The organism is Paenibacillus sp. Z3-2, assembly GCF_054161325.1.
Window position 1 is genome coordinate 4,167,481 of the sequence record NZ_CP096397.1, and the last position, 14,999, is coordinate 4,182,479.

14 protein-coding genes are annotated in these 14,999 nt (G+C 46.3%); 4 read left to right on the forward strand and 10 right to left on the reverse strand.

Features of this window, described 5'->3' with window-relative positions:
* Nucleotides 1–293 precede the first annotated feature (293 nt).
* Nucleotides 294–2,906: a bifunctional acetaldehyde-CoA/alcohol dehydrogenase gene (gene adhE / locus M1D71_RS18810; RefSeq protein WP_339782901.1), complete on the reverse strand. Its 2,613-nt coding sequence runs from the start codon at nucleotides 2,904–2,906 to the stop codon at nucleotides 294–296.
* 432 nt (nucleotides 2,907–3,338) lie between these two features.
* Here adhE and M1D71_RS18815 point away from each other — a divergent pair, with 432 nt between their 5' ends.
* Complete coding sequence (locus tag M1D71_RS18815) at nucleotides 3,339–4,055, forward strand: Crp/Fnr family transcriptional regulator (protein ID WP_145322690.1); 717 nt, start codon at nucleotides 3,339–3,341, stop codon at nucleotides 4,053–4,055.
* A gap of 91 nt (nucleotides 4,056–4,146) precedes the next feature.
* On the opposite strand, the gene M1D71_RS18820 is transcribed toward M1D71_RS18815, so the two are convergent.
* From M1D71_RS18820 to M1D71_RS18845, 6 genes are all read right to left on the reverse strand, one after another.
* Nucleotides 4,147–4,860 (reverse strand): hypothetical protein, encoded by a 714-nt coding sequence (locus tag M1D71_RS18820; protein ID WP_458123186.1) that lies wholly within the window; start codon nucleotides 4,858–4,860, stop codon nucleotides 4,147–4,149.
* A 197-nt stretch (nucleotides 4,861–5,057) separates the two neighbouring features.
* On the reverse strand, nucleotides 5,058–5,789 hold the full coding sequence (locus tag M1D71_RS18825) for a hypothetical protein (protein WP_458123187.1): 732 nt from the start codon (nucleotides 5,787–5,789) through the stop codon (nucleotides 5,058–5,060).
* A gap of 193 nt (nucleotides 5,790–5,982) precedes the next feature.
* Nucleotides 5,983–6,279 (reverse strand): winged helix-turn-helix transcriptional regulator, encoded by a 297-nt coding sequence (locus tag M1D71_RS18830; RefSeq protein ID WP_076333333.1) that lies wholly within the window; start codon nucleotides 6,277–6,279, stop codon nucleotides 5,983–5,985.
* Nucleotides 6,280–6,652: 373 nt separating this feature from the next.
* A complete protein-coding gene (locus M1D71_RS18835) occupies nucleotides 6,653–7,381 on the reverse strand; it encodes a ThuA domain-containing protein (RefSeq protein WP_458123188.1) in 729 nt (242 codons plus the stop codon).
* Nucleotides 7,382–7,405: 24 nt separating this feature from the next.
* Entirely contained in the window at nucleotides 7,406–8,374 is a 969-nt protein-coding gene (locus M1D71_RS18840; protein ID WP_036674961.1) for a sugar phosphate isomerase/epimerase family protein, read from the reverse strand.
* Nucleotides 8,375–8,577: 203 nt separating this feature from the next.
* Nucleotides 8,578–9,690: a Gfo/Idh/MocA family protein gene (locus tag M1D71_RS18845; RefSeq protein ID WP_458123189.1), complete on the reverse strand. Its 1,113-nt coding sequence runs from the start codon at nucleotides 9,688–9,690 to the stop codon at nucleotides 8,578–8,580.
* Nucleotides 9,691–9,880: 190 nt separating this feature from the next.
* On the opposite strand from M1D71_RS18845, the gene M1D71_RS18850 reads away from it, so the two are divergent.
* Nucleotides 9,881–10,699, forward strand: coding sequence for an AraC family transcriptional regulator (locus M1D71_RS18850; protein ID WP_458123190.1), 819 nt, complete (start codon nucleotides 9,881–9,883; stop codon nucleotides 10,697–10,699).
* A gap of 25 nt (nucleotides 10,700–10,724) precedes the next feature.
* Here M1D71_RS18850 and M1D71_RS18855 read toward each other — a convergent pair whose 3' ends face one another.
* Nucleotides 10,725–11,039: a hypothetical protein gene (locus M1D71_RS18855; protein WP_458123191.1), complete on the reverse strand. Its 315-nt coding sequence runs from the start codon at nucleotides 11,037–11,039 to the stop codon at nucleotides 10,725–10,727.
* Nucleotides 11,040–11,072: 33 nt separating this feature from the next.
* The gene (locus tag M1D71_RS18860) at nucleotides 11,073–12,011 is read right to left on the reverse strand and encodes a Gfo/Idh/MocA family protein (protein ID WP_458123192.1); all 939 of its coding nucleotides are present in this window, start codon (nucleotides 12,009–12,011) and stop codon (nucleotides 11,073–11,075) included.
* Between the two features lie 198 nt (nucleotides 12,012–12,209).
* On the opposite strand from M1D71_RS18860, the gene M1D71_RS18865 reads away from it, so the two are divergent.
* A complete protein-coding gene (locus M1D71_RS18865) occupies nucleotides 12,210–12,821 on the forward strand; it encodes a TVP38/TMEM64 family protein (protein WP_458123193.1) in 612 nt (203 codons plus the stop codon).
* Nucleotides 12,822–13,001: 180 nt separating this feature from the next.
* Nucleotides 13,002–13,964: a peptide-methionine (S)-S-oxide reductase MsrA gene (gene msrA, locus M1D71_RS18870; RefSeq protein ID WP_458123194.1), complete on the forward strand. Its 963-nt coding sequence runs from the start codon at nucleotides 13,002–13,004 to the stop codon at nucleotides 13,962–13,964.
* Nucleotides 13,965–14,286: 322 nt separating this feature from the next.
* On the opposite strand, the gene M1D71_RS18875 is transcribed toward msrA, so the two are convergent.
* Nucleotides 14,287–14,994: a thioesterase II family protein gene (locus M1D71_RS18875; protein ID WP_458123195.1), complete on the reverse strand. Its 708-nt coding sequence runs from the start codon at nucleotides 14,992–14,994 to the stop codon at nucleotides 14,287–14,289.
* Nucleotides 14,995–14,999 lie beyond the last annotated feature (5 nt).

The window sequence follows — 14,999 nt, forward strand, 5'->3', positions numbered from 1 at the left end:
TAGACCCTGAAAAACAGATGCTTTGCTCTTCCGTTTTTCTGCCCTCTTCGTTATCGTGTGAACATCTGGCTCAAACAGCCACATCACCACGGATTCCATGTAACCTCTCTAGAACCGAACCATTGCTCCTCTATACTCGGAGCAAATCAAATCTTAAAATAGACCCTGAAAAACAGATGCTTTGCTCTTCCGTTTTCTGCCCTCTTCGTTATCGTGTGAAAGACGGCAATCGGGGCTCCCCATCTCGGGGAACCCTGATCCTCTTGCCGTAAGGAACGCTTAGTTCTAATTCCTTATTCAAACTTTCCGTAGAAAGCGTTGCGGTACACATCAGCCAGTTCAGTTACCAGCGGCAACTTCGGATTGGCGGTTGTACATTGGTCTTCGAAGGCACGGTCAGCCAGATAATCTACATGTGCTTCAAAGTCTTTGGCATCAAATCCGATTTCCTGGAACGATTCTTCAATGCCCAATGTTTTGTTCAGTTTGCGAATGGCATTGATGAGACTGGTTACGCCTTCTTCTGTCGTGCGAGCAGGCAATCCCAAAATACGGGCAATTTCGGCATAACGCTCATCCGCTACAAAGTGCGAATATTTCGGGAACGATGCAAATTTGGTCGGTTTTTTCGCGTTGTAACGAATGACGTGTGGCATCAGGATTGCATTGGTGCGTCCGTGTGCGGTGTGGTACTGACCGCCCCATTTGTGCGCCAAGCTGTGGTTAATGCCCAGGAATGCGTTGGCAAACGCCATACCAGCAATCGTGGAAGCATTATGCATTTTCTCACGTGCCAGTTTATCTCCTTGCAGCGCAGATTGCTCCAGGTATTGGAACACCAGTTGGATTGCTTTAATCGCAAGTCCATCCGTATAATCATTCGCCATGACAGACACATAAGCTTCAATCGCATGAGTCAGTACATCCATCCCTGTATCCGCAACCGCTGTTTTAGGCAGGGAGTATACGAATTCCGGATCTACAATCGCTACGTCTGGAGTCAGCTCATAGTCGGCCAATGGATATTTGGTGTTTCCTTGATTTTTATCTGTGATAACCGCGAACGATGTCACTTCAGAACCTGTACCGGATGTTGTTGGAATCGCTACAAATTTTGCTTTTACGCCGAGACGTGGATATTTGTAGATCCGTTTGCGGATATCCATGAATTTTTGTTTCAGATCGTTGAAGTCCGTATCTGGATATTCATAGAACAACCACATGGCTTTAGCAGCATCCATCGGTGATCCACCGCCGAGTGCGATAATGCAGTCTGGTTGGAAGCGGCGCATCATTTCCGTTCCGCGATCTACCGTTGTTGTGGACGGATCTGGCTCTACATCGGAGAATACTTCGATCGCTACTGGCATTTGGCGTTGACGAAGATAATGTTCTACCTTTTCCACATAACCAAGTTTCACCATCATGGCATCCGTAATAATCGCAACACGTGTGATGTCAGGCATTTTGGCAAGATACTGCGTTGCCCCTTTTTCGAAGTAGACTTTGTTCGGCACTTTGAACCATTGCATATTCACGGTACGGCGAGCCACCCTTTTCACATTGATTAAGTTCACAGCGGTTACGTTGGAAGAAGTCGAGTTACGTCCGTATGATCCGCATCCCAGTGTCAATGACGGCATGTTCGTGTTGTAGATATCCCCTATCGCACCGTGTGTGGATGGTGAGTTCACAATAATCCGTCCGGTTTGCAGACGATCTGCGAATTTGCCGATCACTTCTTCATTCGTTGAGTGGATAACCGAGGAGTGACCCATGCCGCCAAAAGCAACTACTTCTGCCGCACGCTCAATGCCCTCTGCTGCCGTTTTGACTTTGTAACAAGCGAGTACCGGACTTAATTTCTCAGCCGACAATGGGAATTTCGTACCTACCCCTTCAATCTCGGCCACGAGAATTTTGGTGCCTGCCGGAACTTCAATGCCGCATAACTTCGCAATGCTCACCGCTGATTGACCAACAATCGCCGGGTTCACCGCACATTTCTCGGCATTAATCGCACCTGCTGTCAATTTAGCTGCTTCATCTTTGTTAACAAAGTAACAACCGTTCGCAATCATTTTTTTCTTCACTTGATCGAAGATCGGTTCTTCAATGATTACCGCTTGCTCGGAAGCACAGATCATGCCGTTATCGAAGGACTTCGACAGAATCAAATCCGTAACTGCCTGATTGATATCCGCGCTTTTCTCGATAAAGCAAGGCACGTTACCTGGTCCTACGCCCAGTGCAGGTTTACCACAGCTGTACGCTGCACGTACCATCCCTGATCCGCCTGTTGCCAGAATGAGAGCCACATCATTGTGATTCATCAGTTCGTTCGTGCGATCCATGGAAGGATCATCAATCCACTGAATACAATCTGCTGGTGCACCATGTTTCACAGCCGCTTCCAGCAGGATTTTAGCAGCTTCCCGGCTACAATTCTGTGCAGATGGGTGGAAACCGAAGATGATTGGGTTACGCGTCTTGATGGAGATCAGTGCTTTAAACATCGTCGTTGATGTTGGGTTCGTGACGGGTGTAATCCCCATAATAATACCGACCGGCTCCGCAATTTTCTGGAAGCTCTCATATTCGTTATCTTCAATCACACCTACGGTTTTGTCATACTTGATGCTGTGGTACACATATTCTGTTGCAAATATATTTTTGGTGATTTTATCCTCATACACTCCGCGGCCTGTTTCTTCTACGGCCATCTTGGCGAGCATCATGTGTTTATCCAGACCCGCAAGCGCCATGGCTTGCACAATCCGGTCAATCTGCTTCTGGTCCATCTTCATAAATGCGGCGTGTGCTTTGTTCGCTTTGTCGATTAACGTTTGAATATACTGACCTGCTGTCGGTTCTTTTGCTGGGGCGACTTCGTTCTTTACAGCCATCTCCCTCATCCTCCTAAAGGTTCGTATTAGTTTGTCTCTCTCATTTACATTCACATCGTACCATAGCCAAAAACGTAATCATGTGATTTTTTTCACAAAGTATAACAAATTTAAATTTAGTTTTGTAATGTCTGCTAACAAGTTGATTTCCTCTTCCTATAATAAATGTAGGGCTATCGAACACATCCTTCCCCATTAAAAGTGAATTTAATCACAATGTTTGAAATTTCGCCATTTTTGATGCCTTCCCATGCCCCCCAAAAGGTAAGTTTAGGTATATACTGAACTTAAAAATTGAACCACCGCAATTTGTACCGTCCTTCCTCCCGGCCGAGATGACCCTGATCAGGACGGCAACGGTTTGCGGCGAACCTCGGAGGCTACTGCAAGCTACAGAAGGTCGTCCGATGGACATAAAGGGGAGATAGACTTATGAGAGAACTAACGACTGTACTGGAAAAGCGCGGCAATACCAACTGTTTCTCGGAAGCGAATTTCAACCATCTGCTGGTTACAATGAAAGATAGAACCTATCCTGAAGGTACCCATCTGTACTGGGAAGGAGACGTCTCTGACAAACTTTATTATATGAAACGGGGCCGTGCCCAGATCACCAAATCAACAGATGAGGGCAAGGAACTGATCATGTACATGTATCAGTCCGGTGATATGATCGGCCAGGCTGATCCCTTCTTTGGCTCCAAGCATAGCTTTTCAGCGGAAGTGCTGGAAGACAGTGAGATTGGTGTACTGGAGCACAAAGACCTGGAAATGCTGATCTGCCAGCATTGTGACTTCGCGATCGACTTTATGAAATGGATGGGTATTCATCACCGGCTAACTCAGACTAAGTTCCGAGATCTCATGTTATATGGCAAACCAGGCGCGCTCTGCTCCACCCTCATTCGGCTGTCGAATTCATACGGCGAGCCTCATGGAGAGCATGTCATTATTCACAAAAAGATTACCCACACGGATCTCTCCAATATGATTGGAGCCACTCGTGAAAGTGTAAACCGCATGTTAAGCGATCTGCGCAAGAAAGATGCGATTGAATATGACAATGGCATGATTGTCATCAAAGATCTGAAGATGCTGCAAGGGATCTGTCACTGTGAACTTTGCCCGAACGAGATCTGTCGTATTTAATCTTCGATTATGCTATGCAGAATGTCGCTTATATATTTTTTGAATGAAAAAAGCCCATTCCTCTGCAGAGGGATTGGGCTTTGTTGTATGCTTAGGATGCACTGGTCAATTCAAGCTTAACCGCATCACGTGGATTCAATTTCATGTCCAAACCATTTTCCATTAATTCCTTGTCGTTCACCATAATGACCCACCGCTGATTCATGCGGGGTGTAACATTCTCGACCGAAACAACAAATTTGTTGTTCTCCGACATTCTCACAATCCCACTGGACTTCAAGACATCGCGAACTGTGCATTCCTGAACATAGACGCCAGCATATTGACGATTGAGAGTGGGCATAATGTTTCCACCGCTCACCTTGAGTAACGTTGTCTGGTATGCAACGCCATCCCCCCCACTGTCAGCGGCTTTCACGTAAATGATCACTTCATCTTTGGCATGAAGCTCCATGTCCCAATCTTCCTGTTCAATATCCTTGCCGTTTAATTTGACAGCCCAGCTAAGCGAAGAATCTAGAGAGACTTCACCAACGGATTGAATCCGTTTGCCATCCGCTGTAAAATCAACCAGTCCGCTATTCAGTAATGCTTTTTTGAGTGTCAAACCCTCACTAAAATCTCGCTTAATGGACTTTGTTGCATCAGGCAAAAACGTACTTCCATCTACAGCCACTGTAATCGTATTCGTTGTTTCTGTCTCTTTCACAATTGGCTGCTCTGAAGGCTGTGTCTCACTACAACCAGCCAAGATCGCCAGTAGGAGCAAACATACACCTATGTAACCGGGGATTTTCTTCTTCATGTAGGTAACACCACCCTGCGTAAAATCACTCACCCTGTTGTCCATAACCTCTATTATGGCACATTATTCAACAAAAAAAAGTGTCAAAGCCGTTACTTTTATGAAGCATACTCTCCACACAAGGCTTGTACAACAAAGAGAGCCTGCGCACAGGCTCTCCAATCTAAATCATTTTTACGTTCTTATTGGTTACGTTATCATTGGACACTAGCCTGCATGTATGTCCGTCCTCCACCGCCATCTTTCAGATATGGATTGAGTCCGAAGAACTGTTCCTCAGATACATATACCCCTGTCAGCAATCGGCCCTCAAGCAATCCACCGTCCACCTGCACGCAGCAGGAAGGTACATCTACATACTCCTGATATAGCGGAATCTGACCATATTGTTGGTGTATTTTGAATACCTTGCCTTGCTCATGCAAAGGTCGTTCCGAAAAATAAGTAGGCACAATATAGCGGGCAATGACATCCAGTTCCTGCACGCTATAAAAGGGTTCATCCCCAAGCCACGGGGCAAACATTCGAATCTTCTCATATTGAGACCAGACAACCGCCTGAATCAGCATTTCTGCCTGAGCCAACCGACCTTCGCCTACATCCAGCATTAGTCGCTTTCCATGCGTGGCTTGCTCCATCTGGGACATTGTCGATTCAGGTTGCCTTAGTTCACATCCAATACACTTCCAGCCCCTGGACGTTTGAATCCATTTTTGCAGCACCGCCGGAGCTGATTTCGGACCATCGCTGTTCATAGAATACATATTCACTTCGGCTAGATCATCCTTAACCGAACGGGAATATACTGTGCGCTTGAACAACTCTGCAGCTTTTTTGTAGATTAGATGGACCTGAATGGATGCACTCTCAAGTTCTGCAATATCTTGCTTGCCGTAGCATACTTCGCGGGATAAGCTTTCTTCTCTCATGACAAGTGGCCTCCTTCGCTCCGGCCGTCTGTGGCCATTTTCTATAGATTATACTACAACTCATGACAACATGTGCACAGCCCAAGAGAAAAACGCCAATCCACATTATACTTAAGACAAAAACCCCTGATTTCCACAGAAATCAGGGGTTTTTGTCATTCATGCAACGAAAGCGGGTGATGTTGCTTATACGTTAGTCAACCCACTTCTCAGCCCAGTCTTGAATTTGATTCATGACAGGCTGGAGTGCTCTCCCCTTATCCGTCAGTTCATATTCAATACGAACTGGCGTCTCGGGATAGACGTGACGAACCAAGATACCTTCACTTTCAAGATCCTTCATCCGTTCAGATAACATCTTGTCACTCATAGACGGAATCAGATTGGAGATATCCTTGAATCGCTTCGAACCACTCATTAACGTTTGAATAATTAAACCATTCCAGCGCTTGCCCAAAAAAGAAAACGCCGTCTCAAAACGCGGACACATCCGCAAGTCTTGACCTTCCACATTAATCACCTCTTTAGAGATCACTCAACTTACATTTTGTTAGTATATTTCATAATAACATATTTAAGCTTCAAAGAAAACGTCTGCAACTAAAAAGTTTAAATTTTAGAAGCATATCACCCAGATCGGATGTTACATCCTCATCCCAGTATACAGTACACCCTGTCCCATAACCATGGGAAATATCGTATAACTTCCCCATAGTACTATCTTACCCAAAAAGAACCCAACTGCCACAGTCATCATTGACTTGGAGAAGGGTTCCTTCGTATAGATTATCAGTATAAGTTAAACTAAAGAATATTTCACACTAGCACTCCGACGTCAGAACAACTTTCCGATCGCTTATGAATTAAACCAGCACGCCACCAAATGGTCTTACAGGTTCGCTCTTGCCAAATTCCGGCTTAAAGCTACGGGCAGGATATGCCCATTTCACAGCGTTGCTAATCACTCTTAATATTTCCGGCTTGTAATAGGTCGGATACGTCTCATGACCTGGTCGGAAATAAAAGATTTTACCTTCACCACGCCGGAACGTGCATCCGCTCCGGAATACTTCTCCACCCTGGAAGTTGCTTACAAACACCAGTTCATCCGGTACCGGAATATCGAAGAACTCCCCGTACATTTCTTCCTTTTCCAATACAATCTTGCCTTCGATGCCTTCCGCAATTGGATGGGATGGATTCACACACCATACAATTTCCTGCTCATCTGCTACACGCCACTTCAGATCGCAGCTTGTTCCCATCAGCGCTTTGAATGGTTTAGAGAAATGACCTGAATGAAGCACAATCATCCCCATGCCGTTCAGTACCCGCTGCGCAACCTTCTGCGAGATCTCATCGCTTACGCGATCATGTGCCATATGTCCCCACCATATGAGCACATCCGTGGAATTCAGCACTTCATCACTTAATCCGTGTTCAGGCTGATCCAGTGTAGCCGTTCGAATAGCAAAGCCTTCGCCGCCAAGTCCGTCAGCCAGCGCTCGATGCAGACCATCCGGGTAGACTTCCCTTACTTCATCGTGAATTTTCTCATGGACAAATTCATTCCAAATGGTGACGTTGATCATATTCAATTTCCCCCTAGTGTAGCTCTAAACCCACCACATATCGCCCAGCGGCTCTTCGATCAATACTTGCTGGAGATTTTGCACAGCTTTAGAGAATCCTTCTTCAACCGACATCAGACCGTCTTCGTGCTCAATACTTACTACATAATCATATCCGACCAGACGCAGGGCACTCATAATATCTGCCCAAGTCTTGTTATCATGTCCATAACCTACCGAGCGGAACTGCCAAGCCCGATCCAGCATGTTTGTATAATCTTGCATATCCGTTACACCGTGTTTGTTCACGTTTACCGGATCAATCGTTGTATCTTTCGCATGGAAGTGATGGATCGCACCTTCACGTCCCAAGATGTGAATCGCCTGCACTGGATCGATGCCTTGCCACCACATGTGACTTGGATCCAAGTTCGCACCGATGACTTCACCCGCTGCTTCACGCAGTCTCAGCAAGGTTGCAGGTGTATGAACCGAGAATCCACCGTGCAGCTCCAGTCCAACTTTTACATTACGGTCTGCTGCAAATTTACCCCACTCTGTCCAATAAGGGATAACTTTGTTCTCCCACTGCCACTTCAGGATCTCCTGAAAGTCATTCGGCCATGGTGCAACAGGCCAGTTCGGATATTTGGCATCCTCATGGTCTCCCGGACAACCGGAGAATGTATTCACTACAGGCACTTCCAGCTTCTCAGCCAGTTCTACCGTTTTGACAAAATCATCATGGAATCCTTTAGCAATATCCTTTTGCGGATGCAACGGGTTACCGTGACAGCTGAGTGCGCTGATCGTCAAACCACGTGATTCCACTGCATTTTTGAAGTTTTTCAGTGCTGTAGGATTGCTTAACAATTCATCCGGCTTACAGTGTGCATTGCCTGGATGTCCTCCTGTTCCGATCTCTACTGCTTTTAATCCCTTGGATGCTACATAATCAAGAGCATCCTCCAATTTACGTCCTCCGAATAGTACCAAAAATACGCCGAGTTTCAAGTGCGATTCCTCCCTGGATTAGATATCGTATGATTGCTGAATTCATGAATATTGAACTGTATACCATTACCGTTCAGATCACATGCCTGTTTGATTAGTGTGGAAAATCGAAAGTGTTTCTATCCTGAAATTGAACGTAAGAATACTGGTTATTCTCCTCCACTCGGAAAGAACATCAAGCTTCAAACACTTGGTACTCCATTCTAGTGCGATTCCACGGTTTCAATCTCAGTTTGAACTGTGCGAGTTACTGCAAAAGAGTCATAGCTGCTCTCCAGATGGATGTGCTTGCCCTCAAGTGAAGAACGCTGGAATGAATGCATAGCTTCCAGTACGTGATAAGCAAGCTTGCCACTGGCTTTGTGTTCGCGTCCGGCACGAATGGATTCAACCATTTCGGTTACGCCGATGCCTCGTTCGTTTTGCCCACTTTCGAAGACTGGTTTGACCGTATCCCAAGTGTCTTGACCGTATCTGCGAACCTTCACTTCCCCGTTAAAATAATTGGGGTCCGGTACACTAAGCGTACCTTCTGTACCATAGATTTCAATACGTGGCAGATCCGAAGCTCCGCGAATATCGAAACTGGTAATCATGGTTGCAATAGCACCTTCCGCAAAATCAATGGTTCCTGCCAAGTGGGTAGGCGTCTCTACTTGCAGCGCCGCACCTTCCTTCGGTCCGGAGCCAATCTTGCGATCCGCAATCTGTATTCCAGCCGAGGCACTGATTCTGCGTATTGGTCCAAGCAGCGTAATCAGCGCGGTCAAGTAGTAAGGTCCCATATCAAACATCGGTCCACCACCTGCGACATAAAAGAATTCCGGATTAGGATGCCAAGCTTCTGGTCCTCCGCCCATGAAGAATGAAGTCGCTGCAATCGGCTTGCCAATCAGTCCATCCTCAATGGCTTTACGAGCGGTCTGAATTCCTGAGCCAAGGAAAGTATCTGGTGCAGAACCAACATACAATCCTTTTTCCTCAGCCAGCTCAACAACCTTGCGACCATCCTCAAGAGAAATCGCCAGCGGCTTCTCGGCATACACATGTTTGCCTGCTTCGAGTGCAGCCAGATCAGTCATGGCATGACTGCCTGGAACCGTAAGATTCAACACAAGTTCAATTTCGTTATTTTGCAGCAACTCATCTACATTGTAAACGTTTGCGATATTAAATTCATCTGCCCGTTCCTGAGCGCGCTCACGAATCAAATCCGCAACAGCCACGACTTCAATGACCGGGTTGTTTTTGAGATTTTCCAGGTAGATGGCGCTGATGTTACCGCACCCGATGATGCCTGCTTTCATTTTCTTCACTGTGACGTTCATCTCCTTACGCATGGTGAAAATCCGCGGTTGAATGGTTGAGAACCATATGTTTTGTTGGATGTTTCCTGTTCCTTAAATCTAATACTATGGTATTCCGTTTCAGCTTCAATTAAAATGAATAATATGATTGAAACATGAACTATCTGGTCATAATTTTCAAATTGCAAGGAGTATGCCCATGTCGACAGATCAATCCTGCCAAGTTCTTACAGCAGGCTTCTCATTTCATCGTAAACCTTATGCTATGGTGCAGCCTGAAGGGGTGAAGAACTACCTTTTAAGACTGCAAACAGACGGACGTTGCCGTGCACGTATTGACGGGAACATGTCCCTGGTAGATGCGGGCGATTTGCTTCTTTTTGATCCTGACGAGCCCTATGAGCTTAGAATAGACAATGAAATTAATCCGATGGGAGAACGGCTGGTGGAGAGTGGAGACTATCACATCTTCTTCAATGGTTCCTGGGTAGATGAGTGGTGGAAACGTCACAAACGACCGACCCGAATCAAAGTCGAACTGACGGAAAGTCTGCTAGTCCTGTTTCGACAACTTGTGCTGGAACAGCGCCGCATCTCCAATCCTTACCCTGAAATTTCAAGTTATTATATGCGAATCTTATGTCTCGAAGTGGATCGTCTGCTCTCGGAGCATCCGACGGTAACCAACACCAATTATGTGGCTTATGAGATCAAGAACTACATTGAAGAAAACGCTTCCTCTTTGTTCAAGTTGGATGATGTGGCAACACATATTGGCATCAGTGTCTCAAGGGGTGTTCATCTCTTTAAAGAAGCGTTTGGCAAAAGCATCATGCAATATACGCTCGACGTACGACTGAACATGGCCAGGGAACGGATTATTTTCAGTCCAATGACCCTAGAGCAAGTATCTGAGTCTTCCGGCTTTAACAGCTATACCTATTTCCATCGGGTATTCCGTTCCCGGTTCGGCATGTCCCCGAAGGAATTCCGCGTTATTCACCGGGAACAGATGTAATCATATTAGTATACGTAAGTTGAACTTATTTGCGCGCGGCTATAGCCTCGGATACAACCATCGCCAAATCCTCATTACCAAACATGGACAGCACACCAAGTACTGTATCATCCGGTATCTCACCGGCTTCCTCCTTGGATACAATCAGCTTCTGCACCTGCTGCAAACGCTCGTTGCTTTGCTGATTCGGGTAGGCTTGCCGGTACATCTCTTCCGGGTCCAATCCATGATTGACACACCACTGGGCAAATACCAGAATCATCATCTCTTCTTCTTGTTTATACGTTTCAATGACGGCTTCCTCGATCTGTTTACTTCGTTCCTTTTCATATTCATCCATAACGTGTATTCCCCCACATGTGTATTCTTGCAACTATTTGCGAATCAATTGTTCAGCCAATTCGTGGCTGTCCATGACATGACTTGCACTGATCAGGCAATCATCCGGTGTATCCAGACTCGCCAGAAAATGATCGACGGCTCCGCTAAAACCTCTGCGTGCTAACACGGTATCCCAGCTCCCGAAGGTTTCTTTGGTTTCCAGACTCCCCTGTTCCAAGTAGCTGATCGTGTCCATGTTCACGACTTCGACAGATCGCCCACCACCATGCAGTTCCACTTTCTCCAGATCTGCCCCAGCTTCACGAACCATATCGAATCGACCGTAGGCTGTTCTGCCCAGCTTGGCCGTTCCGGTCGCATGCAGCAGTCTGTCCATATCATTCTTCCGAATCCATTGATGGAGCAGCTCCACATTGTGATCCGAGTACCACAGCATTAGATCCAGCATATGGATGAGATCATCGTAAATGGTTTCTGCCGCAGGACGATCCTGGATACTTGTGCGATGTTTGGTCACTGTGAGGGACTCGAAACCTTTTCCGCCCTGCATCCACTCTTTCGCTTTTTGGTACATCGGTGCGAATCTGCGGTTGAAGCCCACTGCCAGTAACAGACCTTGTGCCTCGGCAAAAGCCGTCATCTCTTCCGACTCCCGAAGCGTATAGGATAATGGCTTATCTACATAAACGGCCAATCCCTGTTCAAGACATTGCATAACAATGTCAAAGTGCGCTTCCGTTGCTGTATGTACAAACACCGCATCCAGATCCCAGGACAACAATTCTTTCAGATCCGTGGTTCCCCTTTCTAATCTATACGCCTCCTGAATGGCCTTGACCGGCTCCGGAGATCGGTTCATAATCCCCACAATCTCCACGTTCGGATGAGCGGTCAACAATGGCAAATATACTTTACGTGCAATACCCCCGAGGCCGATAATTGCAATTCGTTTACGTTTGGTTGTTTCCATGATGATCATTCCACCTTCAGTTCGGTTCTATATTTCCACGTCCTATAGTGTAACCCTTCGGACAGCAACTTGCCAGTGATTGCAGCAGTTCGGCACGAATTGTTCAGACAATGGGCGAACGTGATAAACTTAAGAGGAACAGCAGTACAGATCGGGACACGACTAGACCTGCCTGATCTGAAAGGAGCGTTTGGAATTTTGCGAAAATGGTTATGGCTCCTGTTATATGTTTTACTTGCAGGAGTCACGTTTATTTACAGATATGAACTGCTGGCCTGGACCGATCTCCATCAGTCCATCCCGCTTTTACTCGCCATGGCAACATTGTTTGCTCTTGTGCCTGTAATTCCTTATAAGTTTGTTATTATTGCCTTTGGTTACAGTTACGGTACCACCACAGCAGCCTGGATATGCTGGCTCGGCACAACACTTGCTGCCATACTCGTCTATGGCGGAGCAAGAACTATCTTCAGGCATCAGGCGAGATCGTACCTCGAACGCATTCGGGGTTTGAACCGTTTCACAACGTGGATGGAAGCACATCCGTTCATGGGAGTCATGTCGATGCGGTTGCTTCCGGTCGTGCCTCAGATGGCTGTTAATATCTACGCAGGTATAACGTATACGCCATTCTGGGTCTTCATGGTCGCTACGGCCATTGGCAAAATGCCAGCGATTTTTGTTTTTGCCTATGCAGGTGCACAGGCTGAAAGCTCCATCTGGCTGAGCCTGGGAATCCTTGCCGGATATCTGGTGCTCATGGCCATTGTATTGCTCTTATTTCGCTTTCGCTCACGCAACAAAGTCTGAATACGGATCTCAAAAGCTATTCAGATCCAGCTTGTTTTCAATGCGGCTTGGTTGGCTAGCCAATTCAGGATATAATAGAAGAGCAAGCCAATTGCTTGTGTTAGGCTTCAATAAAAACAGTAGATTGCTGGAGCTCGAACACGAGCGCTAAATCTTCATCAGAAATGGAGTGACTATAGCATGGAACAACATTCAAGTGAGTTAGCAACTTTTGCAGGCGGATGCTTCTGGTGTATGGTATCCCCCTTTGAAGAACTGCCCGGTATTCATAAGATCGTATCGGGTTATACAGGAGGACATACCGAGAATCCAACATATGAAGAGGTCTGTTCGGAGACAACGGGCCATGTAGAGGCTGTGCAAATTACGTTCGACCCTGCCATCTTCCCTTATAAGAAACTGGTTGAACTATTCTGGCAGCAGATTGATCCTACGGATACAGGCGGACAATTCCATGACCGTGGATCTTCATATCAGACCGCCATCTTCTATCATAGCGAAGAGCAACGACAGATTGCGGAAGCTTCCAAAGCGGAGCTGGGACAAAGTGGCCGTTTTGACAAACCGATCTTCACACCCATTTTGCCAGCAAAACCGTTCTATGAAGCGGAAGAACATCACCAAAATTATCACCGGAAGAACCCTGCCCATTACAAACGCTACAGCAAAGGTTCTGGGCGCGTAGATTTCATCGAACGCAACTGGTCTGGCAACGTGGACAAAGACGGGCTGAAAGAGCGTCTGACGCCGCTTCAATACGAAGTTACTCAGAACAGCGCAACAGAGCCTGCATTCCATAACGAATTCTGGGATCACCACGGTGACGGAATCTATGTGGACATCGTATCGGGCGAGCCATTGTTCAGTTCTACTGACAAATACGATTCCGGCTGCGGCTGGCCGAGCTTCACACGTCCATTGCGTGACTACAACGTGAAGGAAAAAACCGATCTCAGCCACTTCATGATTCGTACCGAAGTGAGAAGTCGTGAGGGCGATTCCCATCTGGGCCACCTGTTCAACGATGGTCCTGCCGAGGCAGGTGGAATGCGTTATTGCATCAACTCTGCGGCACTTCGTTTTGTACCCAAAGAAGACATGGAAAAAGAAGGATACGGTGAGTACGCCGTCCTTTTCCAATAAAATACGATCTAACACCAGAGTAGCGGGTAATCCCGCTGCTCTTTTTATATGAGCATTTTGCATAATTCGATTCTACTCGCTCCCGGGTACAAGATATAGACGAATAGAACCATTTCGATCTATATCTTGCTGATTGAAAGTCATTCTTTGGATTTATGCAAAATGCTCATATACATTCCTTTCCTAAATAAACATGTAGAGTCCCCATAGTCAAAGACTCACAATACAGGGACCCTACATGATCATGGTTTTTGTTATTTATCGGGATGGAGTTAAGATGCATAATGCTGCAACTTCCTCAACCGATTAGCTTACGCTCTCATCATACATACTCGCTCAGTACACGGGCGATCTGCTCCGTGATCCGATTATACTGCTGATGAATGAAGAAGTGGTCACCCGGATAGACACTTAGCGTACAACTCCCCTTCGTTACTTGGTTCCATGCATGCATGTGTTCCATGGGAATCAAGTCATCAGCCCCCGCAAGAACGGTTATATCTGTATTTAACGGCTCTCTTGACCCTGCCCACTGGTAGTTCTCAACGATCTGCAGATCTGATCTGAGCAGGGGAACGAAGATCTCCGCTAATTCTTTATTCTCAAATACTTCTGGTGACATGCCGCCAAGTTGAAGCATTTCCTGTATAAACTTATCGTGAGGCAATGCATGTATCGCTTTTTTATGATTGGTTATATGTGGAGCCTTTCTCGCAGCCACAAAAAGATGCGCTGGATCTCTGCCCTGTTTATCCTTGATGTAATGAGCCAGTTCATAAGCAATAAGGCTTCCCATGCTATATCCAAATAGAACAATCTTCTCCTCGAACAAGTGGGACGGAATAGATAAATAGGCATCCTCAACAGCCTGTTCCATGGATGTGTACAGAGGTTCGTTCATTCTTCGACCTCTTCCGGACAATTCAACCAGATGTAACTGAATATGAGAAGGAAGGTTATTACGCCAGCGATAATACACCATGGATGAACCCCCAGCATAAGGAAAGCAGATGAGATGTATGCAATTCATGAACT

Excerpts from the sequence above, each read along its gene's own strand:
- M1D71_RS18830 (WP_076333333.1), bottom strand. The coding sequence starts at position 6,279 with ATGTGTCCGCGTTTTGAGACGGCGTTTTCTTTTTTGGGCAAGCGCTGG.
- M1D71_RS18815 (WP_145322690.1), top strand. The coding sequence starts at position 3,339 with ATGAGAGAACTAACGACTGTACTGGAAAAGCGCGGCAATACCAACTGT.
- M1D71_RS18855 (WP_458123191.1), bottom strand. The coding sequence starts at position 11,039 with ATGGATGAATATGAAAAGGAACGAAGTAAACAGATCGAGGAAGCCGTC.
- msrA (WP_458123194.1), top strand. The coding sequence starts at position 13,002 with ATGGAACAACATTCAAGTGAGTTAGCAACTTTTGCAGGCGGATGCTTC.
- M1D71_RS18850 (WP_458123190.1), top strand. The coding sequence starts at position 9,881 with ATGTCGACAGATCAATCCTGCCAAGTTCTTACAGCAGGCTTCTCATTT.
- M1D71_RS18875 (WP_458123195.1), bottom strand. The coding sequence starts at position 14,994 with ATGAATTGCATACATCTCATCTGCTTTCCTTATGCTGGGGGTTCATCC.
- M1D71_RS18825 (WP_458123187.1), bottom strand. The coding sequence starts at position 5,789 with ATGAGAGAAGAAAGCTTATCCCGCGAAGTATGCTACGGCAAGCAAGAT.
- adhE (WP_339782901.1), bottom strand. The coding sequence starts at position 2,906 with ATGGCTGTAAAGAACGAAGTCGCCCCAGCAAAAGAACCGACAGCAGGT.
- M1D71_RS18860 (WP_458123192.1), bottom strand. The coding sequence starts at position 12,011 with ATGGAAACAACCAAACGTAAACGAATTGCAATTATCGGCCTCGGGGGT.
- M1D71_RS18820 (WP_458123186.1), bottom strand. The coding sequence starts at position 4,860 with ATGAAGAAGAAAATCCCCGGTTACATAGGTGTATGTTTGCTCCTACTG.
- M1D71_RS18835 (WP_458123188.1), bottom strand. The coding sequence starts at position 7,381 with ATGATCAACGTCACCATTTGGAATGAATTTGTCCATGAGAAAATTCAC.